Source organism: Chryseobacterium gregarium DSM 19109 (genome assembly GCF_000430845.1).
Taxonomy (GTDB): domain Bacteria; phylum Bacteroidota; class Bacteroidia; order Flavobacteriales; family Weeksellaceae; genus Chryseobacterium; species Chryseobacterium gregarium.
In genome coordinates this window covers 210,475-236,737 of sequence record NZ_AUMU01000003.1, presented here as the reverse complement: position 1 = coordinate 236,737, position 26,263 = coordinate 210,475, and the positions used below count along the sequence as shown (strand labels likewise).

Below are 26,263 nucleotides of genomic sequence, written 5' to 3'. Positions count from 1 at the left end.
TATCTTTGTGTTAAGGAAAAATGTAGGATTTTCTATATGGAGTCAATATCTGTTTTTGAAATTATTAAGGTTGGAATAGGTCCGTCGAGTTCACACACCATGGGCCCCTGGAATGCAGCTTCTGCCTTCATCAGAATTATAAAGAGGGAAAGGTCGGTAGCCGAGGTGAAAGAAGTTTTCCTTGAGTTTTTCGGTTCCCTGGCCAAAACCGGGATCGGGCACGGAACAGACATTGCCGGGATGCTGGGTTTGAACGGCGAGGATTTTAAGACCATCAATACATCAAAAATTGATGAGAAAGTAGAACAGATCAAAAGTACCCAAATCCTCAATCTGGGTGGCGAGAAGGAAATTCCTTTTATTTATGGTCATCATCTGGTGCTGAACATGCAGAAATCCCTTGATTTCCATCCCAACGGAATGATTTTCAAAGCTGTGTTTGAAGACGGAACCAAGCTTGTCCAGGATTTTTATTCCGTGGGCGGAGGCTTTATTGCAAGCCAGGAAAAAAATTCCATAGAAAAACACTGTGTACGTACTTTGTATCCGTGTCATAAATCTTCAGATATTGTAAAGTACTGCCAAAAGCTCGGAATTGATAAAATTTCAGATCTGATCTTAATCAATGAAGAAAGCTGGAGGACGCAGGAAGAAACCAGAGAGGAGGCCCTCTATATCTGGCAGCAGATCAAAGAATGTATTTATAAAGGAGTCAACAAGGAAGGCATTCTTCCGGGTGGACTAAATGTTACCAGAAGAGCTGCCGGGATCAACAGGAAGCTGCTGGGGGACAAGATCTACAGAAATAAAGAAGAATGGTTTCAGCAGGTGGTTGACGCGGAAGAAAACTTCACCAATATCAATAAATGGATCGCATGCTTTGCTCTGGCGGTGAATGAGGAAAATGCAAGCTTCGGAAGAATCATTACGGCACCCACGAATGGTGCCAGCGGAGTGATTCCTGCAGTACTGATGTATGCCCAGGCTTTTACCGAGGCTACGAGTGAAGATGATATTGCACGGTTTCTACTGGTAGCAGGCGAAATCGGGACTTTATTCAAGAAAAATGCGACCATCTCTGCAGCGATGGGCGGATGCCAGGCAGAAGTCGGCGTTTCCTCGGCGATGGCGGCGGCAGGCCTTACAGAGATTCTTGGCGGAAGTGTCGGCCAGGTGCTGATGGCAGCAGAAATCGCAATGGAGCATCACCTGGGTCTAACCTGTGACCCAATCAGAGGCCTGGTGCAGATCCCCTGTATTGAACGGAACACCATGGGTGCCATTAAAGCCATCACGGCTGCTAATATCGCATTGGAGAGTGACCCGGCAAAAGCAAAAGTTACGCTGGATGAGGTAATCCAGACCATGTGGGAGACGGCACTTTCAATGAGTGACCGTTTTAAAGAGACTTCGGAAGGCGGGTTGGCCATTGCGGTGAATGTACCTGAATGTTAAATATAAAATTCAATTGAAATAAAAATCCTCAGAACAGTATTCTAAGGATTTTCTTTTTATTTATTTCTTTGAAAGTTGAATGTTGTTCCTCTCTGGATCATTTGAAGTCCGTTCTTTTCAGGAATGAATATTATTTTCAGGTCAGCTTTTTCATATTGAAACTGATCTTTTTCCATGTACTCTAAAGGAAAAGCAGCCTGGCCCGTGCCCTGTGCGAAAAGCGTTTCATCTTTTATAAATATCTTTAATCCTAATGGGATATCTGCAGAAGTATATTCTCCCGGATATTTCTCTAATTCTTTTCCCGAAATCTTTTTTACTTCACTGAATTTCGGATATTCAGACTTCTGGTCATATATTATATTTAAAATACCGATGGAAAGATCGTTATGCGGCATTTTTTCTCCGTTGATCATGACAGCAACGGAATAATTTTCAGCCGGGCTGTAGGCAACAAGGGAATGGGTTCCCGCTGTATCGCCGCCATGGCCGAATGAAACTTTATTGTAAAAAGGAACCGCCATCATTCCCAATCCGAAATTTTTGCTGGATTTTGGTAACATGGTGTCGAGTGTTTCTTTTTTAACGAATTGATGATTGAATAATGCGTTGATAAACAAATTCATATCATTCGGTGTAGAACTGATATCGCCCAAGCCGATACAGTTGTGGAAATCAAAATCCTGCATTTCAGTCCATTTTCCGGTGTTGTTTTCATAAGGTTTGAATACATTTTCAGGATGATCAAGCACAGAAAAAGTATTTTTCATCCGGGCTTTATCAGTGATGGATTCTTTAAGTAAAACATTGTAAGGCTTTTGAGCAACAGTTTCCAGAATTCTGCTCAACAGATAATACCCGGAGTTGGAATATCTCGTTTTTTCGCCCGGCTGAAAACTGACGCCCTGTTTTTTTATTTCATCCAGAATAACTTGGTCGCCAACCGGTTTTCCAAAAAGCCACTGGTAATTCTGACCGACATAATCTCCCAGTCCGCTGGTGTGGTTCATGATGCTTTTCAATGTGATTTTACCGGCATTCGGAAGGTCGGGATAATATTTGGACAGTCTGTCGTTGAGGTTGATTTTTCCTTTTTCCACCTGCTGCATAATCATTACTGCGGTTATCAATTTACTGACGGAGCCGATCTGATATTCCGTATCGGCATTCCATTTTACATCAGGTAGCTGTTCCTGTCCGAAGTTTTTTTGATAAATTTCTTTACCATTTCTGAAAATAGAAACACTACCGATTCCCTGCTTATTCTGAATGATATAATTTAAATAATCATCGATTTTTGACGTATTGATGGCTCTGGTTCCAATATCTTTTAATTTTAAGTCCTGAGCATCATTAATTCCGGTTTTATTCGGGTCGTTTTTATAAAGGTTTAAAGGACCGGAAAAAGCGTTTTGTGTAAAAATACCTTCAAAATGATCGGTCTTGAACTGACCTTTATACGAAGCATTGATCCCTTCTATCTCGAAAATAAGTTCATTATTTACAAATTCGGTTTTGCTGACAGGAATTTCTTTGTCACTCTGTTTAGGGCTTCCGGCGGTGGAAATGTAGCGGTCTTTTTCCTTCTTAACGGTGAGAATAAGCGGAAGCTTCATTCCCTGCATGTCAAGGTCTCCTTTCCAGGAGCCTGTTATTTCCTGGGCGTAAAAAGTCTGTGCCAATACAATCAGCACCCATAATAATTTGGTTTTCATATGATTAAATTTTTAGATTAAAATAAAGTCTGGGAAATAAGCGTCAGTATAAGTGAGATAAAGGCAAACAGTACAATATGCTGCCATTTCTTAATATTGGTAGCGGTTTTAAAGCCGTTATAATATAAAACAATGCTGTAAATAAGAAGAATTAAGGTAACCAATCCCCAGATCGTTATGATGGCCATATTCTGAACAGGGATATTTTCAGGATGCCCGATATTTTCAGAGATGCTGTTCAATGCTTCTTTATGAAATGGTAATCCGCCTACCGGAAGAATGACAGCCAGTGGAATCTGAGAAATTAAAACGGTATTTACAATATCAACGAATCTTGTTTTGGCATTTAAAATTTTACCGAGAATGAAAAGGATAATAACCGAAAAAATATAGCTCAGGCTATTTATTTTTAAAATATACCAGATATCCTGGTTTTTATCCAGCCGGGAGTAATGGAAAATACTGTCATTCACGCTTTCGGAATAATAGCAGCCCAGGATATTCAGCAGAAAAATAACAATTCCTGCCGCAACTAAAAGTTTCTCATCAAATTTTAAAAAAGGATTAAAGACAGTTTTCCAGTTCATTGTTTTTTTATTTTTTTAATTGATCAATTTTTTGGATCAGATCGTCCATTTTGTTTCTCATGGTCGGATAAGAAAGTTCGGCCTGTTTTGCCATTTCTTTAATGCTTCCGCTGGACAAGAAAAAGTTCAGGATAAAATCCTGTTCGTCACGGTTCAGTTTTAAAATCACAGGAAGTTCGTAATCACCGCTCACCTCAGTTTTACAGCTTGGGCATTTCATCTGACTTACGTTAAGCGTATGATCACAGCTCGGGCAAACAATGGGTAGTTTCATTGATTTTATTTTTGTAAAAGTAATATAAATTTGAATAAAATTAAAATAATATTTAACAAAGTTAAAATTTATTTTAAAAATGGGACATAAAAAACTTCCTGTCCAGGAAGTTAATATGGGCTGAAAGCCTTTATTTATTGAGAATACTGCGTATTTTATTGGCATTAGTAATCAGTTCTCCTAAATATTCGAAGTTTTCTTTTTCCAAAGCCGACTTGAATTTTCTTAACTGAGAGATATGCTCATTAAGCACATCAAGAACATTCTCTTTATTCTGCTTAAAAATCGGCACCCACATTTCAGGATGGGATTTTGCCAGGCGCACCGTACTTGAAAATCCTGAACTCGCCAGCTGGAAAATGGTTTCTTCTTCCCGTTCTTTTTCCAGGACGGTATTGGCCAAGGCATAAGACGTGATATGGGAAATGTGAGAAATGTAAGCCGTGTGGATATCATGGTCTTCCGCAGTCATGTACATTACATGCATATCCAAGGCCTTAACAATTTCTTCAACGGTTTTTAAAGCATCTTCTGCAGAGTCTTCCTTATTGCAGATCACACCGGCTTTCCCGGAAAAGCTTTCTGAAACGGCAGATTCGGGTCCGCTGTTCTCCGTTCCCCACATCGGGTGAAAGGCCACAAACCTTGCCCTTTTCGCGTGGTTCTTTACGGCATTTACAATACCTGCTTTGGTTGATCCCGCATCCATAACGGTCTGGTGGTCTGAAACTAGATCCAAAACCCCGGGCAGCAGTGTTTTGGCTGCATCCACCGGAACAGCCAGGATAATCAGATCTGTATGTGCAATACCGTATTCAAGATCAGCTCCGGCATCAATTATTTTTAAATCCAGTGCCTGATCAAGATGTTCCCGGTTGCTGTCGATTCCGTAAATGAAGCCTGCAATTCCTTTCTGTTTTAATTTCAGGGCCATAGAGCCGCCGATCAATCCTGTTCCTATAATACTTATTTTCATTATTTATTAAGCGTTTTAAATCAAAAAACCCCGTCCGGGGACGAGGTTTGTGGTATGTATATCAGAAATCCTATCCCGGTTATGCGATAAAAATTCTGTAATAATATGTTTGTTTGCTGATAATCATCAAACGAAGGTATGAAATTTTTTTTTAATTGAAATTTAAATATAAATGGTGATCTGCTGCACAAGCTGAAGGTCTGTTTTATCTTTTTAAGATACTTCAGATAATTTTCAGTGTATACAGCAAATCCGCCATTCATTATTGAGGGTTGCTGATGATCAGGGTCGACGGAATATCCGACAGCCACAGGCTCTTCGTATCGATCAGGTTTTTCCAGCTTTTACTGCTGATCAGCATCAGGTCCTGCGCTTTCAGGAATTCTTTTTCGATCCTTTTTTCATTATATAAAGTGATGTGGTTCGGGGCAACCTGCTCAATACTTCTTATGAGTTCTTTTACTTCGATATTACTTCTGATCTGTCCGGCAACATCCAGAATGATAATCTGGGAATCGTTATTGTTGATCAGCCTTTTCGCATATTCCAGCAGATAAAAATCGCTCAGGTTAAAGATAGGAACGAAAACTTTATCTGCGGTTTTGAATTCCTTTTCCACCAAAACGCCTACCGGAATATGGGTCTTATCCAGAATCTGCAGCGTAAAATCGTCAAAAGGCGAGTTGTTAAAAATATTTCCTTTTCCTTTTACCGTATTCAACAGCTTTTCAGGATTGATGATCTTTGTGGTAAAGCCTAACAGCCTTCCCAGCAGACTTCCTTCATACATCGATTTTCCGAGCATGATCAGAAGCAGGTCATAATTTCCTTTATTGGTAATATTCGTAAGATCACTTTCCACATCGGTGGAGGCTTTGAAAAGCGTGGTGATTTCAAGCTGGAGCTCATTTGATGTTTCAATAACATTTTTGAACTGCTCTTTTTCGAAGTCATCGATCTCAAAGGCATGAAGTTCATCAACGGGAGCGACATTCATCACGGTCACACTTTTATTCCCGTTCATTTTGCGGGTGAAATTATCCGCTAATTTCAGGAGGGTACTGCCGGATTTTGCCGTCTCAAAAGATAGAAGGACTCTGTATTTGGCATCGTCATCTTCCTGTTCATCCTCTTCCGTCATTGAAGTCTTTCCTTTAAAAAGATAATTGATAAGATCAAGGCACGGGCCTGTCATGAACGTCGTAAACAAAGCCATAATCACCAGCATGGCAAATAGTTCCGGTCCGAGGACACCCAAATCATACCCGATATTAAGAACAATAAGTTCTGTAAGACCTCTTGTATTCATCAGTGCCCCTATGGTAAGACTGTCTTTCCAGCTGATCTTAAGGAATTTTGCAGTGAGGGCACTTCCTACAAACTTACCGGTAACCGCTGTCAGAATAATAAAGCCTCCGATTTTCCAGAGATGAGGATCATTCAATAGCCCGATCTGGGTTCTTAATCCAGTAAAGACAAAGAAGAGCGGCAGGAGAAGAACCAGTGCCACATCTTCTATTTTTTCTATAAACAGATTCCTGAATTTTACATTTTCAGGCATCACCGCACCTGCCATAAAAGCTCCGAAAAGGGCATGGATCCCGATCACTTCCGTCGCGTAGGAGGAGATAATTAAAATCAGGAAAAATACGGCCACCAGCGCTTTGCTGATAAAGCCTTTTCCTTTCTGGGATTCAGCAATCCTGTGGAGAAACGGCCGTACTGCCTTGATCATGATGAATACGTACAGAACAGCCATTAAAATAACGAATACCGACCCTGAGAAAGATCCTGCCTTTACAATAGCAATGACCGCAGCCAGGATACACCAGGCGGTAATGTCGTCGGCAGCAGCACAGGTGATCACCACGGTGCCTATTTTTGTTTTATGCAGGTTCCGTTCCTGGACAATACGTGCCAGAACGGGAAATGCTGTAATACTCATTGCAATAGCGATGAACAGGGCAAATGAACTGAACTGAATGCCGTCCGGGGCAAATTCCTTATAAATAAAATAGGAAAGGCCTACGCCTAATGCAAAAGGGAAGATAATACTGGCGTGGCTGATTACCACAGCATCATGGGCTCTTTTTCTGAGCACGCTTAAATCAAGCTCCATCCCTACGATATACATGAACAGGATCAAGCCGATCTGGCTTAAGAACTGTAGATTAGGCAAGGATTCCTTTGGAAAGATAAAGGCAGAAAGCTCCGGGAAATAAAGCCCGAAAAGGGAAGGTCCGAGCACAATACCTGCGATCATTTCACCGATTACCGAAGGCTGTTTCAGCTTTACACATATCCATCCGAAAAGCTTGGCCACCAGAATAATGGTAATGATCTGAACCAGAAGCAAAGCCAACGGATGATGGAGATTCACCATAAATGAATCAGTAAAGTTTTCCCACATGGTAGAACCCCTCGTTTTAGGCATAGCAATGTTTTCTCCGATTTCCAGTGTTCTCCCTTCCACGAAAAACCAATACATCAGGCATGAAAAAAATGTAATGGTGCTGATGTAAAAAATAATGTTCTTATATTTTCCCAAACTCATAATCCGTTATTTAAAGTGCAAATTTCCTAAGAATATATGGATGATACCATCCTGATTTCCTAAAATGTAGTGAATGCCATAAATAATGTAATAAAATCTACCGGAAAGAATATCCCAATCCGATTCCTATTTTCCAGGCTCCGTTCTGCATTGAAGTTTTGTTGTTGTAATACACAGGAAGCTGCAGCGCAGCCTTTTTATAGAGTACCGTAAAGCCTGCGCCGAGCGTAGGCATCACCGCACTGTTTTTTGTTTCCGCCGAGCGGTCTTCCTTGATTCTGAGTGAAGGGAGCATTCCGAACATTATTTTAAAATCTTTGTCTTTGTAACTGATATTCGGGCCTGTAAAATTAATAAAAGCTCCATGGTCCACATATCCGGCCACGACGGCACCATCAAAAAAAGAGGCTTTGATTTTAGAATCAGTTTCCTGAGAAAGGCAAATGCCGGATATGAGGATTCCTGCCGCAAAAAGAATTTTTTTCATGATAATACATTTAATCAGCTGCAAAAGTAAGAGGTGCATATGATTAAATAGGAACGATGTAATGAGACTGCGAAATGATGTGGTGAAACTGTGAATATCTGAACCCTCTATTTTCCGAACAGCTCCATCAATGAATTTTTGTAGGTCTCGCCGATCTGAAGTTTCAGGAAACTGTCGTTGTCAGAAGGGATTGTGGTAATGATTTCATTGGTTGAAAATATTTTAATGGAGGACAGGGCAATAATTTCTTTCTTATTGACCTGCGCAAAATCTTTTGCAGGAAGCATGTCCAGCAGATTTCTGAAATTCAGGTTTTTTAAAACAATTTTTGTTCCGTCACTGAGGATGATGTCTTTATCGCGGCTGTCGATTTCAGAGGTTTTGATGTAAACAATCTGTGCTGTAAAAATTACCGTTTTACCGATATTGGTATTCCATTCGATGAAGTCTTTTTTCACGGGATACCGAACGAGCTCCTGAGCTTTCTCGAATGCCTGCATCAGCCTTTCTTTTTTAATAGGTTTTCTTACATAATCAACCACGTTCAGGTCAAATGCTTCGGCGGCATATTCTTTATAAGCCGTGGTGAAAATGATTTTTTTTGAACCGGAAATAAGCTCTGCAACCTGAAGGCCGTTGATTCCGGGCATTTCGATATCTAAAATGCACACATTGCAGTCGATACGGTCAATTTCATCCAAAAAAATCTTAGGGTCATTGAATGCCCTGACCACTTCCACATTTTCAATCTGTTCGCACAGTAGCTTCAAATAGCTGATGGCCAGTAATTCATCATCAAGAATAACGCATTTTATCATAGAATTCTTGTAAGTTGATTGTTAATTCTGCCGTGAAGATACCATTTTTCGAATTTTTCTTCAATGAATAAAAATTGCTGTAAATCATTTTTAGCCGTTGATCCAGAGACTGGCTTCCGAATCCGCTTTTTTCTTTTTCCAGCATATTTTTAATGGATGATTTATTGATAACCTTCATGATGAACATACCACCTTCAAGCTCTATCTGGATTGAAATAAAAGAATCCTGAGCGAGAAAATCCGTATGTTTAAAAGCATTTTCAATGAAATCTACAGAGATCAGCGGAGCAAAAACCTTTTCTTCAAAAATAGGGTCAGACTTATCAATTCTGGATTTAATCCTGAAATCAAATAATGGATTCACCTTAATTTTGTTGATCTCAATGAGGCTCAGCGCGAAATTAAGTTCCTCCTTTGGGCTTACGAATTTGTTATTGCTTTCATACAGGATATAATCCAGTACATTGGCCAGCTTATCCAGTGACATGTAGGTATGGTAGGCATGTGACTGCACCGAATTCAGGATATTTTTAAACAGATGAGGGTTAAGCTTGGTGCCGATGTGCTCCAGCTGCACTTCATTCAGCCGCTGTTCAATCAGTTTATTGGTTGCCGAAAGCCTTACATTTTTTCTCCTGATTGCCTGGTTCTGGCTGAATAAAAAAACAGCAACCGTTAAAAAAAGGAAAATGGCAAATACTGCAGTGAATATCAGGTAATCATGGATCATGTAATAATTGCCTTCCATAGTGTAATTTGCTTTTTAATGCAGTTCCGTAGGTTTAAATCAATTCTTAAACAGGTAATCAGAGATGATTATCTGATTTTCTTCAGGGTATTTAAAGTCACGGTTTCCTCGCATTTTTCAAAGGTGATTTCATATGCCGGATTTTTTTCAGGATAAGTTAAAAGATAGTCCGGGCATGGTTTTTTCTGAGCGTGGCTTTTATCGAAATCGATCTTTCCGTTGGTCATGATGCTGTCTTTCAGGAATTTTTCATTGATCTTCAATGCATTCATTTCCGCTTTAAAGGTATCAGAATATTTAAAATCTTTAGATAATGTTTCTGCAATAACACGGCTGTTGGGAAGGTAGCCGGTGCAGCTTGAGCCTTTTTTGTTCAATATAAAGAATACGAGAACCAGTCCGGGAATAAGACCGATTAAGTAGAATTTCAGCTTTTTCATTAGAAAATTAAAAGGTTGATATCATGATAAGTAAGCCCGAAACGGTCGCAGATGCTTTTTTTCGTATGTCTGCCTTTGTACATGTAAAGGCTCTGTTTCATCTCATTTTTACGGACCAGCATGTTTTCAAAACCGCCTTCTTCATCGTAATTTAAAATATAGGACAGGAAGAAATTGGAGATGGCTTTGGTAGTAGTTCTCGGCATTCTTGAGGTTAGGTTCGGAAGCCCGCAGTGGATTACGCCGTGCTTAATAATATAAGGATCTTCCATCGTGGTCAGTTCTGACGTTTCAATCACTTTTCCGTTGTCAATAGTGATATCGATGATTACGCTGCCTTTTTTCATGGCCATGACCATATCTTCAGTTACAATCGGCGTCATGTTCAGCCTGGGAAGCGCTCCGATGACCACATCGGCTCTCCGCAATGCTTTTTTCAGTTCTTTGGGATCAATAATGGAAGTGGGAACCCTGCTGTCTACCAGTGTATGAAGTCTTCTTAATTTTGAAAGGGAGTTGTCGAAAACCCTGACATTGGCACCAAGTCCGATGGCTGCTTTGGTAGCGAACTCGCCGACGATTCCGGCCCCTAAAATCACTACTTCTGAAGGGCGTACCCCGGTAATCCCTCCCAGCATCAGGCCGTTGGACAAAGCCAGCAATTCGGAAGCATAGAGGACGGAAACGGTACCTGCAATCTCGCCGATCAGCCTTACCAAAGCCAGTTGCTTATATTCGTCAACAATAAATTCAAAAGCTATGGCATTGACTTTTCTCTCCGCTAGTTTTATAAAATAATCTTTATCCCGCAGGTTGATTTGAAGCGCCGAAACCAGATAGGTATTCGGACGCATATAATCGATCTCTTCTTCGGTAGGCGGGTTGATTTTCAAAATCAGATCCTGTGCGAAAGCTTCCTTAGGATCCTGGGTAATTCTGGCTCCTGATTCTGAATATTGTAAATCTGTAAAAAATGAGCATTCCCCGGCTCCTGCTTCGATGATGATTTCATGGCCGCTTTCCACCAAAACCTGTACCGCATCGGGTGTTATACATGTTCTTCTTTCGTTCAGGGAGGTCTCTTTCGGGATCCCGATACTGAACTGTTTTCCTTTCTTAATGACCTCCAGCTTTTCTTCTTTCGGCATCAGTTCCTCTTCGGTAAAAGGAGTAAAAATGTTTGTAGTACTCATCCTTATAAATTAATTAAGTTCTTACAGATCGTAATTTTACATCAATTTCAACGGCAAAGATACATAATATTTATCCGAATGAAACCTCTCTGTTTTCTCCGGTATTGATGATGCTCATCTGATGGTACTTAAGGCCGTAAAGCTCATCTTCATACACTTCAGGCCATTCGATAATGCACAGAAAAGCATTGTCGAGATACTCTTCAATACCGATGTCATACACTTCCTCTATATTTTTCAGGCGGTACAGGTCAAAATGATAAACCTTTCCTTTCGGCGTGTCATATTCATTGATAATGGAGTAGGTAGGAGAGTTCACTTCATCCCGGCTTCCTAAATTTTTAAGCAGAAACTGGGTGAACGTGGTTTTCCCTGCGCCTAAGTTGCCTTTTAATAAAAGGATGGGATGCTCTAATTCTGAAATGACGGTTTCTGCGATACGTTGCCAGTCGTTGATGCTTTTTATATTAAATTGCATGAAAGTTCTTTGATGCAAAATTAGCTATAAACTGTTATATTTGTAACAGAATTTTCTACTTCCCACATTACTTTTTGCATTATGATTTCTAAGCTGACCATTGACAAAATATTTTCAACAATTCGTGTAGAAGAGATTGTTGGGGAATATGTGCAGCTGAAGAGGGCCGGGTCCAATTTTAAAGGATTAAGCCCGTTCCACGATGAAAAGTCTCCGAGTTTCGTCGTTTCACCGAGTAAGCAGATCTGGAAGGATTTCTCTACGGGAAAAGGCGGAACTGCCATTTCTTTTCTGATGGAGATTGAAAACTTCACCTATCCTGAAGCACTCCGCCATGTTGCTAAAAAATACGGCATTGAAATCGAGGAAGACCAGAAAGTTTTTTCCGAGGAAGCCAGGCAGGCCAATACCGAGCGGGACATACTGTATAAAATTCATGAGATTGCCAATGATTACTTTCAGGAGCTTTTATGGAATTCTGAAGAAGGGAAGTCAATCGGCTTGTCCTACTTCAAAGAACGTGAACTGAAAGATGACATCATCAAAAAGTTTCAGCTGGGATATTCTCCGGAAAAGAAGGATGCCTTTACTGCCTATGCTCTTGAAAAAGGCTATAATAAAGAGATCCTGGAAAAATCGGGACTGTCTATTTTCCCGGAAAATATACCGTCGGGTGTTGACCGTTTCCGGGAAAGGGTCATGTTTCCGATCCACAGTTTTTCGGGAAGGGTATTGGGTTTCGGGGCGAGGATCCTTAAAAATAATGTCAAGACCGCAAAATACCTCAACTCGCCGGAGACGGAGATCTACCATAAATCAAATGTCCTTTACGGATTAAACCAGAGCAAACAGGCCATTTCCAGAAAAAATGTCTGCCTTTTGGTGGAAGGATACATGGATGTGATTGCTCTCCATATGTCCGGAATTGAAAATGTGGTGGCGAGTTCCGGGACTTCTTTAACAACAGAGCAGATTAAACTGATCAAAAGGCTTACCGAAAACGTAACGATTCTTTTCGACGGTGACAATGCAGGGATCAAAGCCAGTTTCCGGAGCATTGATATGCTGCTGACGGAAGGCATGAATATCCGTGTCCTCCTATTCCCGGACGGGGACGACCCGGATTCATTTGCTAGAAAACATCCGCAGGATTATGTAGAAAAATTCATTGAAGAGAAAGCAATGGATTTTATCGATTTTAAAGCTGAAATCCTTCTGAAGGAAGTCGGAGATGATCCGATAAAGAAAGCAGAGGCGATCCGTGATATTGTAAAATCGGTTTCCTTTGTTCAGAATGCTTTAAAACGGGAGGTTTACCTGAAGCAGGTTTCCAATAAATTCGGGCTGTCTGAGCAGAGCCTCTTTAATGAGCTGGATGTTCAGAAGCAGATTACCCAGAACCAGACCCAACACGTCCAGCAGCAGAAACAGAATAATGCCCCTCCGAAAATGGAGATTGTTCCTCCGGAGGAACAATTGGGAGACCGTTTTCTTTATGATGTGCTGTTCATGGAAAATAAGCTGGTGGACCATATGCTGATATTCGGTGACATTGTCTTAAAAAGAACCAATGATAAGAATGAAGAATACCAGATTACGGTAATTGAAGAAATCCTGCATCATTTTGAAGAAGAAAATTACAGTTTTTTAGCCAAACCCAATGAGCTGATTATTCATCATGTAAAAGAAGGGATTCAGAAAGATGAACTGAGAAGCGGGAGTTTTTTCATCAATTTTATGGATGAAGAAATTACCAAAAAAGTGGTGGACGCCTTACTGACTCCGGATGACCTTGAAAACTGGGCTTCCCGGAATATTTTCCCGCCGAATTACGGCGATAAAATTGCCGAACAGGTAAGAGGGGATGTTCTGCTGCACAAGTACCGGTACATTGATTACCTGATAAAGGAAACCGCAAAACAGCTTGAGGAATATCGTACTGCCGATGAAAACAGGTACTATGAAATTATCAAGCAGATCACTCTACTGAAACAGGCTTCGATCCGGTTAAGCGACATGATTGAATATTCCCCTATCAAAGGCATTTATGCCAACAGAAAATAATAATGTAAGACATCCTGCAAAGGAATGCTGTACTTTCTATGACAAAAAGTCCTGTAAAATTTTAGGAATAAAAGTTGTAATTTAAATTCCGTAAATTTTAATATACACAACAGAAATATGGACATTAAAAAAGAATTCAGAGATTTCTCTACGAAACATTTAGGAAACAGCGGTCTGGCTACCGATCAATATATGGGAATGTACGGCCCGACGAATCTTACGCCCTACATTATGGAAGAAAGAAGACTGAACGTTGCGCAGATGGACGTTTTTTCCCGTCTGATGATGGACCGGATTATTTTCCTGGGTACGGGAATCGATGACCAGGTGGCGAACATCGTGACGGCGCAGCTTTTATTCCTGGAAAGTGCAGATCCTTCAAAAGATATCCAGATTTACATCAACTCTCCTGGAGGAAGTGTTTATGCAGGATTGGGAATTTATGATACGATGCAGATCATTAAGCCTGACGTAGCCACGATCTGTACCGGTATTGCCGCTTCAATGGGGGCTGTATTACTGGTAGCAGGAGAAAAAGGTAAGCGCTCTGCGCTTAAACATTCAAGAGTGATGATTCACCAGCCTTCAGGAGGTGCACAAGGCGTGGCTTCTGATATGGAAATCAATCTGAGAGAGATGCTGAAGCTTAAAAAAGAGCTGTATGATATCATCTCGGAACACTCCGGACAAACGTATGAGTGGGTGGAAAAAGCATCCGACAGAGATTACTGGATGACTTCTACCGAGGCAAAAGATTTCGGAATGGTAGACGAGGTTTTACAAAGATCCAAAGAGAAAAAATAATTTTCTTACAACAGAAATAGGAAGCGCATCAATTGATTTTGATGCGCTTTTTTTAAGCCTGTGAAGAAGTAAATTACTGTTACTCTTAAAAGAATAATCATATAATCGATATAAAGTTTTAACAAATTTTTATCAATTGGGAAATTGAGAACGGCATTATTTTTCCAATAAGAACGGCATAACACTTAAATCATAAAAATTATGTCAAAGAAAATTGCAATTTTAGCAACCGATGGATTTGAAGAAAGCGAACTGAAATCACCGAAAGAACATTTGGAGCAGCAGGGCTGGACTGCGCATATCATCAGTCCGGAATCGGGCACGATCAAAGCCTGGGCGGAAAAGAACTGGGGACAGGAATATAATGTAGATAAAACCCTGGATGAAGCCCATGCTTCAGATTATGATGCCTTGATTTTACCGGGCGGAGTAATCAACCCGGATCAATTAAGGACCAATGAAACGGCTTTGTCATTTGTCAGAGATTTTTTCCAGCAGCAGAAGCCGGTGGCAGCCATCTGCCATGGCCCTCAGATTTTAATCAATGCTGAAGTGGTGAAAGGAAGAAATATGACTTCTGTAAATTCAATCAGCAAAGACCTTAAAAATGCAGGGGCTGAATGGCAAGACAGCGAAGTAGTAGTAGATAATGGTCTGGTAACCAGCCGTACTCCGAAAGACCTTCCTGCCTTCAATGCTAAAATGGTTGAAGAAATCATGGAAGGCAAACATGAGGAACAGACCTTATAGATTTTTAGATAAGATCAATAATAGCGGACCCGGATCAAATCCGGGTCTTTTTTGTGTAAATTAAAATACAGTTATCATTGCATTTAAGATTAGTTTACAATGAATACCTACTTTCGCACCGAATAAAAGTAAACATGAAAAAATTCCTATTACCTGTAATTGCGCTTATTTCTTTTACGGCATGCAATAACAGTGACGACAGTTCATCAAATCAGAATATTGATTATTCCAAACTCCCCCAGGAATTCCCTTTTTCCACGATGGCAACCCTTAATGGTGTTGCGGTTATCAACGGAGGTTTCGGTTCGGGAGCAGCAGCACATCCTATCCGGAAGGGAGAATTTTATGTGATTACAGACCGTGGCCCGAATACCGATTATCTAAACGGTAAAAAATTTCTTACCCCTTCTTTTACGCCAACCATCATGCATTTTAAAATTAATGCTGACGGAAATATTGAAGTGATCAAATACATCAAGCTTAAAAATCCTTCCGGCCAGCCGATTACGGGCCTGCCGAATCCATCAGGAATGGGAAGCACAGGAGAAGTGGCTTATGATGCTAACGGCAATATATTAGGTACCGATAATTACGGGCTTGACAGTGAAAGTATTGTCGCTGCTGCCGACGGTACTTTCTGGGTGTCTGATGAATATGGCCCTCACATCGTACATTACAGTGCAGAAGGTGTTGAAATGGAAAGAATCAGTCCGATCGGCGTGAATACCGGAACAAGGAAATTACCGGCAGTTCTGGCGAAGAGAAGGGCGAACAGAGGAATGGAAGGCCTTTGCATCACGCCTGACGGAAAAACCCTGATAGGAACCATTCAGTCTATGATGTACGTGCCTAACAAAAATGCAGCGACCAATAAAACCCTAACAAGAATTGTCACGTTTGATATCACTAGCGGTCAAACCAAACAATTCCTGTATCAGCAGGACGGGGGCGCTTCGGATTCCGTATGTGATATTACCGCGATCAGCAATACGGAATTCTTAGTAATTGAAAGGGACGGCAATTTCGGTTCACAGGGAGGAATCAAAAAAGTATATAAAATCAACATTTCTGGAGCTTCTGATGTCAACGGAAGCGACCTTGCTGCTGTTGACGGGATGAAAATCAACGGAAAAGCTCTGGAGCAGTCTACCTGGAGTGAAATTTCAGCAGCGGGAATTCAGGCGGTTTCCAAAACGTTAGCGGTTGACCTGGTTGCCAAAACAGGGTATGAGCATGATAAATTTGAAGGGCTGATTTATTTGGGAAATAATAAGATTGCGGTTTTCAATGATGATGATTTCGGGATCGTAGATGACGGAAACGGGAATCCCAAAGCGAAAATCCTTCCTAAAACAGGAAAGGTAGATAAAGGAACGATGTATGTCATCGATATTCAATAATTAGATTTTAAAAAAGCGGCCGCATCGAAGATGCGGCCGCTTTTATTTTATTTTCATATTCACGAAGCCTGCTGAATATGCCGGTTGGTGTTTATCCTGGATTAATTGAAACCTTCAATAATCCTGGAGAAATCCTCCAGTTTCAATGCGGCTCCGCCGATCAGTCCGCCGTCAATATCCGGCTGGGAGAAAATTTCTTTTGCATTGTCCGGTTTTACGGATCCGCCGTACAGGATAGAAATTTCATCCGCCACTTCATGCCCGTATTTTGCAGCAATGGTACTTCTGATATGGGCATGGATTTCCTGGGCCTGTTCAGGCGTTGCCGTTTCACCGGTTCCGATGGCCCAAACCGGTTCGTAAGCAATCACTACTTTTTTGATTTCTTCTGCAGAAAGCGTGAAAAGCGCCACCTCCGTCTGGTTTTTCACCACCTCAAAATGCTGTTCGGCTTTTCTCTGTTCCAGGGTTTCACCGTTACAGTATATAGGAATTAAGCCTTTATCAAGCGCCAGTTTTACTTTTCTGTTGCAGTGGGAATCTGTTTCCCCGTGGTACTGCCTTCTTTCGGAATGCCCGATCAGGGTCCCGGAGGCATCGATGGATTCCAGCATATCTGCAGAGATTTCACCGGTGTAGGCACCACTTTCATGTTCGCTCATATCCTGGGAGAATACACCGATTTCATCTTTTTCAAAGATGTCTTTCGCCATCATCAAATATAAGGCCGGCGGAGCAATCCATACTTCGCAGTTGGCCGGATGGTTGTTTTTATAGCTTAGTAACTGAACCATTAACTGTTGGGCATCAATTACACTCTTATTCATTTTCCAGTTTCCTGCTACTATTTTTCTTCTCATAGATTTATTTATTTTAGAAGTTAGAGGTTAGAAATCAGAAGTTAGCATTACGGTAATTTTTTAAACTAATATCTAACTTCTAATATCTAATTTCTCAATTGATTTTCCAAAGGTTTTTCAAAAGCGTATAAAAAGTATGCTCCTCATCGGTAACCACATTATCCGCTTTGATTAGGGTTTTCGCAAATTGTATAAAGCTTTTACGCTCTTCCTCGGTAGAATCATCATAGAAACAACGGGCGTGAAATTCAAAATGGTCTTTCCATTCTTCCGGCTGCAGGGTGGCAATCGCATCAAGCTCATTGTCAAGGTTGATTTTAAAAGGGAATTCATCGGCTAAATACTGCTGGACAATCATTCCTTCTTCCGGAGCAAATTCCCCGTCCACTGAGGAAAGGATCATTAATAAATGGTAACCGGCAATCGGTTTATTTGATTTTTGCATTATTAAATGTATATAGTTTAGCGTTTAAAGTTATATTAAGATTTTATCATTTACTATTTTACATAGTCTTTAGCAGGCTGTTTGTCGGTAATTATACCGTTCTGTAAAACCAGCACGAAGGGGTTGCTTCTGGCGATGGTTTTGATAGCCGTACCGTCCATCATCATGTTTTTAATGGTTTTAAACATATTCGGATCGGTAGAAACACCGTACACGACGTTCGTTCCCTGGCTTTTAGCCTTAGCTTCAACCTGCTTTAAAAGTTCCGGTGAAACTTCTTTCGGGTGGTAGGAAAATACAAGGATGGCTTTAGGTGCATTAATGACTTTTTCCGTAACCTCCATTCCTGTCGGATCCTCTATCTTGAACTTACCTATCTCGGATTTGTAGCCTTCCTTTACTAAGACGGATTCATTCTTGCCTTCCTCTATTTTCCAGGGTGAACCTTCTGCCCAGTATTTGGTCTCTTTAATATAATCGTCCTGGTTTACTTTTAGAACTTCCCCGGTTTTCTGATTTTTAAGCGTGTAGAAAGTCTTGTATTCAGAAGAGTTCTTATTGATTTTTTGCTTTTCGGCTTTTAAGTCGGTTCCGATTTTATAATCGCGGAAATCAATAACAGGCTCTTTGATGATCCCATAAGCACCAATCCCGATCATTATTACGGAAAATACAGCCAAAAGGATATATTTAAACTGGTTTCCGGATTTTTTGTGAGCATTAAAACTGTAGGCATCTTTTTTCTTAAACTCCTTTCTGTACAGGATGAATACAGCAATAAGCCCGATTAAAAGCAAGACATCTTTAATAAAGCTCTGCCATGGCGTAAATTTAATTGCGTCCCCAAAGCATCCGCAGTCCGTGACCACATTAAAGTAGGCGGAATAAAACGTAAGGAAGCCAAAGAAAATACAAAGCGCGATTAATGCCGAAAGGGTGAATTTAAGCCTGAGTTTTAATAGAAGCATAAATCCCAGAAGAAGCTCCAGAACCACTACGATCACTGAAAACAGCAGCGCGAATTTTTCCAGAAACGGCATGTTGAAAACCGCAGGGGAGAAGTATTCTTCCATCTTAAAGGAGAAACCGACCAAGTCCACCGCCTTTACAAAACCTGAAAGGATGAAAATAACGGCAATAACGAAACGTAATAAACCTTTGATCATATTATGTAGTTTTAGATTCAGCATTGCTTTCTGCTTCAGAGAATTTGATCAGGCAGAAAACGGCATAATTCATCATGTCAAAATAATTGGCATCCAAACCTTCTGAAGCGATGGTAACCCCGTAATTGTCTTCAATCTGTTTGGTCCTTAGCACCTTCTGATAGATTAAATCGGTAATGGATGAAATCCTCATATCCCTCCACGCTTCACCGTAATCGTGGTTTTTTCGCTCCATTAAATTTTTCGCTTCGGTGGAATATTTGTCGTAAAGGGCTAAAATCTCTTCCCTGTTTTCATTAAAGTCATTGGAAAAGCCTTTTTCAAGCTGAATCAGCGCAATGATGGAGTAGTTGACCACCGCAACGAATTCGCCTTCCTCGCTTTCATCCACCATCTTTTTTCCGGTCATCTGTATTGTACGGATCCTGTTGACTTTAATGTAAATCTGATCCGTAATCGAACTCGGCCTTAAGACCCTCCATGCTGCCCCGTAATCCTGTAGTTTTTTGCTGAAAAGCTCACGGCATCCGGCAATGATTTTCCCGAACTGTACTGATGTTTCTGACATAAATTCTCTTAATCTTTCAAATATACGAAATTTTGTGTTTGGGAGCAGATGGTTTGAAAGTGCGTAATATCCGATTGACAGGGAAATTATCGCTTTAAACATTATTTAAGCATTTTACAAATTTCTGATTTCCGAAATTTAATGATTTAAAAAATAATGATTCTAATAAATGGTATCTCTAAAACAAATAGTTTTATTTTTGTAGAGTAATCTTTAACCCTTTGTTAATGGCCAAGTCTGTCAAAAAATCTCAGAATCTTTTCCTTTCAAATTCTCAGGCTTTTCAAAATCACTCAATGAAGTGTAACGGAAAGCTTGTTGATTTATCTGCCCCGAAGATCATGGGAATCCTGAACCTTACCCCGGATTCCTTTTCAGACGGCGGAAAATTCAACAGTGAAAAACCGGCATTGGGACATGCCGAAAAACTGCTGAAGGAAGGCGCTGAAATTATTGATATCGGCCCGCAGTCCACCCGTCCGAATGCCGAATTTTTAAGTGCTGAAGAAGAGATAGGGAGAATCGGGAATGTTATTTATTTAATCAAAAAAGAATTTCCTGAAGCCCTGGTTTCTCTCGATACGTTCTATGCGGAAACAATAGCATTCGGCTATAATGAAGGCATTGATCTGGTTAATGATATTTCCGGAGGCCAATATGACAGCAGAATGTTTGAGGCGGTGGCCAAAACGAAGCTTCCCTATATTTTAATGCATGTCAATCCTTCCTATGAAACCATGCATAATAAAATAAAATTTGATGATATTACGGTTTCCGTGAACCGGTATTTTTCTGAAAAGACTGCGGAACTCTTGGAAATGGGGATCAACGACATTATTCTCGATCCCGGTTTCGGATTCGGAAAAAAGGTGGAAGACCAGATGAAAATGATTGATGAGGTACAGTACCTGGGCTTTGGGAGATTTCCTTTATTAATCGGGATTTCCAGAAAATCCTTTATCTATAAGCCGTTAGGAAAATCATCTCTGGATATCAATGAAGAAACGCAGAAGCTGCACATGAACGTTTTGCGGCAAGGCGCAAAAATACTGAGGGTGCATGATGTTGCCGAGGCAAAAAAAACTGTTGACGCGTTTAACAGTTATAAATTATGAGATTATACTCATCACTTATCACTATAATTCGTTCAGTTAAGGTTCGCCATTTTATCGGCAAACTCCTTGGAAAATGCCTTTCGGTCCTGTTCCAACTGCTCCTGATCTGCCGGTAAACGGTAATTGAACAGTATTTTATCTTCATGATCCAGAAAGATAATTTCTTTTTCATTCCCGTCGATCATCTGGGCAAAAATTTCCCACATTGAAGTGTCTTTTAATTTTAACAGCTCGAAGAAACCTTCCGCTTTTATTTTTATACTCTGCATGATATGATAGGTATTAATGATTGATTACTTGTTTAAAATTCCAAAATCTTCAATTTAAACTGAAGGGCAAAGTTCTGCATAAAATTCGGAGTGGTATAATACCCGACCCGGTAAAACAGTCCTAAATTGAAATAAGATGACAGGAAATTGCTCCATTCCAAACCGACTTCCTGATACAGATGGTTCAGCGGACGAAACCTGAACTGATGGTATTCCGGATGATCCATGTTTCCGATGGTTCCCCTCAATACAAAGTCGAAGCTTGAGATATTCTGGCCGATACTTTTGAAATAGAACGGCAGTTTATGTGTAAAATAATAGGCGATGAATTTGTCATTGTAATATTTTCCGCCTTCCAGTGTGGCGAAGCCCAGGAACGAAGTCAGGTTAAAGTTGAAATCCCTTTGCGGCGAGGCCAGTCCGTTCATCGTAAAGTTCTTCCAGATCGGCGCATCCCCCAGAACCATTCCGCCGTACAGACGGAAACCGGTAGTCCCGAGCATAGTTTTAAAATTGTGAACGAAGAGCGCATCAAAACGGGTATAGTTAAAATCACCGCCCATGATTTTGTAGCTCTGCTCATAATTAAAATACAGTTCCGGATATTTCTGATCGATCATTGATTTTCCCTGTGGTGTCATGATATTGGTAGAGTTCGGAGAGAATTTCAGGGTAAACAAGGTATTGAAATTATCAAATCCCGGCCCTTTGTTTCTGAAGGTATAATCAAATAAGGCTTCTTCGTAATTCCTTTTCGCAGCAAAAACAAGAGTGAGGCCGTTGGAAACGTCGTTCAGGTAAGAAAGAGAGACACTCCGGAAACGGTAATACTTATCATTCTGGATATTGTTCCCGTAGTTGGCCATTTTCATCTTGAAATTCCAGAGCCTTCTGTAGAACTCCCCGGAAGCCGTTACATCATCCGTATAGTCAACCCTGAAAAACGAACTTTTATCAAGCGTGGTTTTGATATCAAGTCCGATTCCGTATTTCCACCGGTCATCTTTAAAACCGTAGGCAAAATAATAGTCAGGCGAAAAATAAGGATTGAAAGTTTCGTTAAGCTTAGCTTTCAGCCCCAATCTGAAACCTTCATACAAGTTGTAGTTTACGATTTCATCCACTGCAAAATCCAGTGCTCCGACCCGGATCTGCCCGTTCAGCAAGCCTGTAAGGACCCTTGCTTTGGTATCAATATTATAAATTTTTCCGAGGCTGTCGATGGTGGTGTACGTATTTTTCTCCCTTGCCGTCAACGGATCGGTACGGTACCGGTCCAATGTTGTCCCGCTGGTATTTTTTACCGAAAAAGTATAGCCTTTAAAATCGTTTCTGTTATTTTCAATGGGAGACTGGTAATCGAAATACCTCGAACTCAGGAAAGCGTAGGTCCCGAAACTTTTCCGTTCTTTCTTTTCATGCTTTTCCCCGGAATGTTCCCTGTCGTCTTTTTCCATCGCCATATTGCTCATTTTCAGCTTTACCGTTTCATGGGCCAGGAACCATTTATTATTAAAATAAACCCAGGTACTGGTAATAATTCCGTCGTTTTTATTTTTACTGAAGTTTTCTATTTTCTTGATGCCGTAGGTTTCCGTGTCAATGTAGACGGCACCGTTGTATTTCTTCTTTTTGTCGGGCTTTTTGTAATTAACCTCCCGAAAGCGGATGACGAAGTTTTTTCTGCCGTCCATTTCTAACGTATCCGTTAAAAAAAAACGGTATAACCCTCTGTTTTCCCGCTTCAGCTGTTCGGGAAGCTTATCGCGGTTGCTTTGCTGGAGGGCAATCATTTCGTAGACCGGCTGTTTAAGCCCGGAAATCCTGTTGTCGAGGATGTTGATTTTCTCGCCGTAGGGTTTTGAATATAAAAATTCCTGCGCCCTTTCCCAGAGAAAAAGTTTACTTTTGGAAAATATGTTTCTAGCAGAAATATTGTTTAAGGAGTCCTTTTCCCTTTTTTTCCTGACAAAACTGCTGTTCTGAAAGAATTCGTTGAACTGGGAGAGACTGTCTTCATCAATGTCCATGGAAATTTTCTCATACGACTTGTAGGAATAGGATTCCAGGCTTTTCGGGGAATTTTCCCTGAACATCCGCTCCACTTTTTTAAGGATCTCCAAAGCGCGCGGATCGCTTTTATCTTCAATGATGACGGTTTCAATGGAAGTTTCTTTTGATTGTGAATAACCAAAAATATATATCCAGAAACATAAAAACAGTAAAACCCTTTTCATAAAGACCTGTCAAAATTAATGATATTTCCGGTTCCGAAAAAGTTTTACCGCATGGAATATTCTTAAAGAAATAAATCCGAAGAAGCTATGGTTTGTTATTACATAAATAATTCTATCTTATTCAGTGAATGGTGTTAAGATAATCTAAATGCTTAAAACTATTCAAATAAAAAAGCCGGGAAACCCGGCATTAAAGTATTTCAGTAAAAGTGATTTTTATTTCATCCTGCCTGAAATAAAACCTAATCTTTTAAAGCTAGTTTAAAAGATTAAATCTGAGTTTTACCCCGAAATTGTCTTTAAACTGGGAAGTCTGGTAATGTCCGAGCCTGTAAGAGAAGCCGACGCCGAAATTCCTGCCCAGAAAACGGTTCCAGATAAATCCGACTTCCTGGTAATAATGGTCCAGCACCCGGAATTCAAATTGATGATCGGTTCTGTTTTTCATATTGCCGATGGCTCCCTGATATTCCAGTTCGATACTTGAATATCGGCTGCCGAATGTTTTAAACCTGAACGGCAGGTATTGAGAAACCTTAAAAGCCGCGAATTTGTCTGCAAAAAAAGTTCCTGCAGGCATCGTGGTAAACCCGAGATTGGATGGCGTACTGATATTGGAATACCAGTGATTGGTATTTCTGTCGGCCTGGCCGGCGATCTCAAAGTTTTTCCAGATCGGAGCCGTACCGGAAGACAGGCCTCCGAAAAGCTTGATGTTGGTATATCCTATTTTAGTTCTGAACTGGTGAATGACTAACGCATCTAGACGTTGGTAATTCAGGTCTCCGCCTAAAATTCCCGCACCTTTCTCAAAATTCATAAAAACCTGGGGATATCCTTTTTCATAGGTAAATTTTCCGCTGGGTGTCATGATATTCTTATCGTTCGGTGCAAACTTCAGGGATAGGGTCGTGCTTACATTATCAAAAGCATTCCCTAAATTACGGTACTGATAATCAAAAAGAGCCTGTTGTTTCTCTTTGTTGACCGTAATTTTCATGCTTAGTGAATTCGAAAGGTCATATAGGTAGGAAACACCCCATTTCCGGTTTCTATAAAAAGTGCCATTGTGCAGATCCAGTCCGATATCCGAAATTTTCATCGGCAGGTCCCACATCGCATTGCTGAACCTTCCGGCAGCAAAAACATCATCCACATAATCAATACGGAAAACAGAGGTCCTTCTGTCAGATAGTCTCATGTCCAGACCTAAGCCATACTTCCAGCGGTGGTCTTTGAAACCGTAGCCGAAATAGCCGTCCGGAGAAAAGGTCTTGCTGAACTTTTCGTTGAGTTTTAGGCCTGCCCCCAGACGGATTCCCTGATACTGGTCATAGCTTAAAAATTTGGTAAGATCGAAATCAATCATCTTATAGCGCAGGTTTCCTCTGAGCAGTTGGGTCAGAAAGCTCAGTTTCTTTTCAAAATCATGCTTCACTACAAAGCTGTCGATTTTGGTATAGGTAGCGCTTTCCCTTTCCGTAAGGCTGTCGGTTCTGTACTGCTGAAGCAGACTTCCGTCAGAGCTTTTTACTTCCAGCGAATAGCCTTTGAAATCAGACGCTTTCTGTTCTTCATTCAGCTTAAAATCGAAAAATCGGTTTTTTACGTACAGATAATTCCCGAATTCCTTTTTGTTGTATTTTGCTTTTTCCCCTTCTTTCAAACTGTCTTTTTTAGAAGTGTCAAAGGTCTGCTCGCCCATTTTTACTTTGATATCCTCATAATCCAGGAACCATTTTTTATTAATCGGTTTCCAGACAGAGACAATATTCCCTTCGCTTTGCTTTTTATTGATGCTTTCAAATTTTTTCAGAGCAAAGTTTTCGGCATCTACATAAATCTTCCCGTTAAATTTTCTCGGGTTCTGCTTTTTCTTATCGGTAATTTCTTTGAACTTGATGACATACGTCTTTCTGCCGTCAATCTGCAGGGTGTCCGACATGTAAAAATTGAAAAGCTTCCGGTTTTCCGGCTTTAATTGTCTCGGCGTTCTGTCCAGATTGGAAATGTTGATCGCCATGGCTTCGTAAATGGGATTTTTGAATCCGGACATCCTATTGTCGATGATATTGGTTTTTTCACCGAATTTTTTGGAATACTTGTATTCCGTGGCTTTCTCCCAAAGGAACATCTGGCTTCCGGCAGATGCATTGATGAAATCTTCGTTGATCAGGGAATCTTTCTTTTCACTTTCTTTCTGTTTGAATGTCCTCTTTTCATCTCTGGAAAGCGAATCTTTCCGGGAAGCGATAAAATCCTTAAAGATCCCGACCGAATCTTTATCTACATCAATGGAAAACTTGCTGTATGATTTAAAGTTATAAGTGTCTAATGATTTCGGTGAATTTTCCTTGGCTCTTTTATCCAGTTCATCAAGCATCCTTAAAGCCCTAGGATCACTTTTATCCCTGATCACAATTCTTTCGATATTATCCCTCTTTTCAGACAAAGGCAGCAGTGATACTTCTACAGTCTTTTTTACATCTGCCGTGGCATCTTCAAAATTGCTTGCAAGGATTTCAATTTTTTTGCATTTTGTTTTAAAAGACAGACCGCCTTCCTGATCGGTTTTTCCCAGCAGGTTGTCATCACAGTAGACAGCGGCATTCTGAACCGGCTGCTTATTGATTTTATTGAGGACTTTCAACTGGGTCTGACTGAAAACTACGATGCTGGTTAATAAAAATAACGGAGATAAAAATTTTGTCATTAGTTTATTTATAAATAAGACAAAACTATTGATAAGAAGGTTACAAAACCAGATGGAAAAATATAATCTTTTGTTAAAAATAAAAAACAGCTGTATAGATCTATATACAGCTGTTTTTAAGGGTTTCCTATTCTCCTAATGATGAGA

At 40.4% G+C, this 26,263-nt stretch carries 24 protein-coding genes; 6 read left to right on the top strand and 18 right to left on the bottom strand.

Annotated features, from left to right (window positions below; all coding sequences use genetic code 11):
• Positions 1-36 precede the first annotated feature (36 nt).
• Complete coding sequence (locus H561_RS0106130) at positions 37-1,455, top strand: L-serine ammonia-lyase (protein WP_027386210.1); 1,419 nt, start codon at positions 37-39, stop codon at positions 1,453-1,455.
• A gap of 56 nt (positions 1,456-1,511) precedes the next feature.
• On the opposite strand, the gene H561_RS22125 is transcribed toward H561_RS0106130, so the two are convergent.
• From H561_RS22125 to tsaE, 11 genes are all read right to left on the bottom strand, one after another.
• On the bottom strand, positions 1,512-3,170 hold the full coding sequence (locus tag H561_RS22125) for a serine hydrolase domain-containing protein (protein WP_051349316.1): 1,659 nt from the start codon (positions 3,168-3,170) through the stop codon (positions 1,512-1,514).
• A gap of 17 nt (positions 3,171-3,187) precedes the next feature.
• Positions 3,188-3,757, bottom strand: a complete 570-nt coding sequence (locus H561_RS0106120; protein ID WP_027386209.1) for a YIP1 family protein — start codon at positions 3,755-3,757, stop codon at positions 3,188-3,190.
• A 7-nt stretch (positions 3,758-3,764) separates the two neighbouring features.
• A complete protein-coding gene (locus H561_RS0106115) occupies positions 3,765-4,031 on the bottom strand; it encodes a DUF2089 family protein (RefSeq protein WP_027386208.1) in 267 nt (88 codons plus the stop codon).
• Between the two features lie 130 nt (positions 4,032-4,161).
• Entirely contained in the window at positions 4,162-5,007 is an 846-nt protein-coding gene (locus H561_RS0106110; protein WP_027386207.1) for a prephenate dehydrogenase, read from the bottom strand.
• A 262-nt stretch (positions 5,008-5,269) separates the two neighbouring features.
• Positions 5,270-7,561: a cation:proton antiporter gene (locus H561_RS0106105; RefSeq protein WP_394330843.1), complete on the bottom strand. Its 2,292-nt coding sequence runs from the start codon at positions 7,559-7,561 to the stop codon at positions 5,270-5,272.
• 97 nt (positions 7,562-7,658) lie between these two features.
• Entirely contained in the window at positions 7,659-8,048 is a 390-nt protein-coding gene (locus H561_RS0106095) for a hypothetical protein (protein ID WP_027386205.1), read from the bottom strand.
• Between the two features lie 107 nt (positions 8,049-8,155).
• Positions 8,156-8,866, bottom strand: a complete 711-nt coding sequence (locus tag H561_RS0106090; protein ID WP_027386204.1) for a LytR/AlgR family response regulator transcription factor — start codon at positions 8,864-8,866, stop codon at positions 8,156-8,158.
• A complete protein-coding gene (locus H561_RS0106085; protein ID WP_081411639.1) occupies positions 8,844-9,614 on the bottom strand; it encodes a histidine kinase in 771 nt (256 codons plus the stop codon). The genes H561_RS0106090 and H561_RS0106085 overlap by 23 nt, the downstream gene beginning before the upstream one ends.
• Positions 9,615-9,682: 68 nt before the next feature.
• Positions 9,683-10,054, bottom strand: coding sequence for a hypothetical protein (locus tag H561_RS0106080; RefSeq protein ID WP_027386202.1), 372 nt, complete (start codon positions 10,052-10,054; stop codon positions 9,683-9,685).
• Complete coding sequence (locus H561_RS0106075) at positions 10,054-11,247, bottom strand: alanine dehydrogenase (protein WP_027386201.1); 1,194 nt, start codon at positions 11,245-11,247, stop codon at positions 10,054-10,056. The genes H561_RS0106080 and H561_RS0106075 overlap by 1 nt, the downstream gene beginning before the upstream one ends.
• A gap of 70 nt (positions 11,248-11,317) precedes the next feature.
• Positions 11,318-11,725 carry a tRNA (adenosine(37)-N6)-threonylcarbamoyltransferase complex ATPase subunit type 1 TsaE gene (tsaE, locus tag H561_RS0106070; protein ID WP_027386200.1) on the bottom strand — a complete coding sequence of 136 codons (408 nt, stop codon included), beginning with the start codon at positions 11,723-11,725 and terminating at the stop codon, positions 11,318-11,320.
• Positions 11,726-11,806: 81 nt separating this feature from the next.
• On the opposite strand from tsaE, the gene dnaG reads away from it, so the two are divergent.
• The 4 genes from dnaG to H561_RS0106050 all read left to right on the top strand — a co-directional run bounded on the left by dnaG (position 11,807) and on the right by H561_RS0106050 (position 16,743).
• A complete protein-coding gene (gene dnaG, locus H561_RS0106065; RefSeq protein WP_027386199.1) occupies positions 11,807-13,789 on the top strand; it encodes a DNA primase in 1,983 nt (660 codons plus the stop codon).
• A gap of 117 nt (positions 13,790-13,906) precedes the next feature.
• Positions 13,907-14,593, top strand: a complete 687-nt coding sequence (gene clpP, locus H561_RS0106060; RefSeq protein ID WP_027386198.1) for an ATP-dependent Clp endopeptidase proteolytic subunit ClpP — start codon at positions 13,907-13,909, stop codon at positions 14,591-14,593.
• 201 nt (positions 14,594-14,794) lie between these two features.
• Positions 14,795-15,343: a type 1 glutamine amidotransferase domain-containing protein gene (locus H561_RS0106055; protein ID WP_027386197.1), complete on the top strand. Its 549-nt coding sequence runs from the start codon at positions 14,795-14,797 to the stop codon at positions 15,341-15,343.
• Positions 15,344-15,477: 134 nt separating this feature from the next.
• Positions 15,478-16,743: an esterase-like activity of phytase family protein gene (locus tag H561_RS0106050; RefSeq protein ID WP_027386196.1), complete on the top strand. Its 1,266-nt coding sequence runs from the start codon at positions 15,478-15,480 to the stop codon at positions 16,741-16,743.
• Positions 16,744-16,844: 101 nt separating this feature from the next.
• Here H561_RS0106050 and tpiA read toward each other — a convergent pair whose 3' ends face one another.
• From tpiA to H561_RS0106030, 4 genes are all read right to left on the bottom strand, one after another.
• Positions 16,845-17,603, bottom strand: coding sequence for a triose-phosphate isomerase (gene tpiA / locus H561_RS0106045; protein ID WP_027386195.1), 759 nt, complete (start codon positions 17,601-17,603; stop codon positions 16,845-16,847).
• Between the two features lie 94 nt (positions 17,604-17,697).
• Entirely contained in the window at positions 17,698-18,048 is a 351-nt protein-coding gene (locus H561_RS0106040; RefSeq protein ID WP_027386194.1) for a tellurite resistance TerB family protein, read from the bottom strand.
• 53 nt (positions 18,049-18,101) lie between these two features.
• Entirely contained in the window at positions 18,102-19,214 is a 1,113-nt protein-coding gene (locus H561_RS0106035) for a BT_3928 family protein (protein ID WP_027386193.1), read from the bottom strand.
• Position 19,215: 1 nt separating this feature from the next.
• On the bottom strand, positions 19,216-19,782 hold the full coding sequence (locus H561_RS0106030; RefSeq protein ID WP_027386192.1) for a DUF1599 domain-containing protein: 567 nt from the start codon (positions 19,780-19,782) through the stop codon (positions 19,216-19,218).
• A 296-nt stretch (positions 19,783-20,078) separates the two neighbouring features.
• On the opposite strand from H561_RS0106030, the gene folP reads away from it, so the two are divergent.
• Positions 20,079-20,897, top strand: a complete 819-nt coding sequence (gene folP, locus H561_RS0106025; protein WP_027386191.1) for a dihydropteroate synthase — start codon at positions 20,079-20,081, stop codon at positions 20,895-20,897.
• 32 nt (positions 20,898-20,929) lie between these two features.
• Here folP and H561_RS0106020 read toward each other — a convergent pair whose 3' ends face one another.
• From H561_RS0106020 to H561_RS0106005, 3 genes are all read right to left on the bottom strand, one after another.
• Positions 20,930-21,166 (bottom strand): hypothetical protein, encoded by a 237-nt coding sequence (locus tag H561_RS0106020; RefSeq protein WP_027386190.1) that lies wholly within the window; start codon positions 21,164-21,166, stop codon positions 20,930-20,932.
• A 32-nt stretch (positions 21,167-21,198) separates the two neighbouring features.
• Positions 21,199-23,403 carry a hypothetical protein gene (locus H561_RS0106015; protein ID WP_027386189.1) on the bottom strand — a complete coding sequence of 735 codons (2,205 nt, stop codon included), beginning with the start codon at positions 23,401-23,403 and terminating at the stop codon, positions 21,199-21,201.
• Positions 23,404-23,659: 256 nt separating this feature from the next.
• Entirely contained in the window at positions 23,660-26,116 is a 2,457-nt protein-coding gene (locus tag H561_RS0106005) for a hypothetical protein (protein ID WP_027386188.1), read from the bottom strand.
• Positions 26,117-26,263 lie beyond the last annotated feature (147 nt).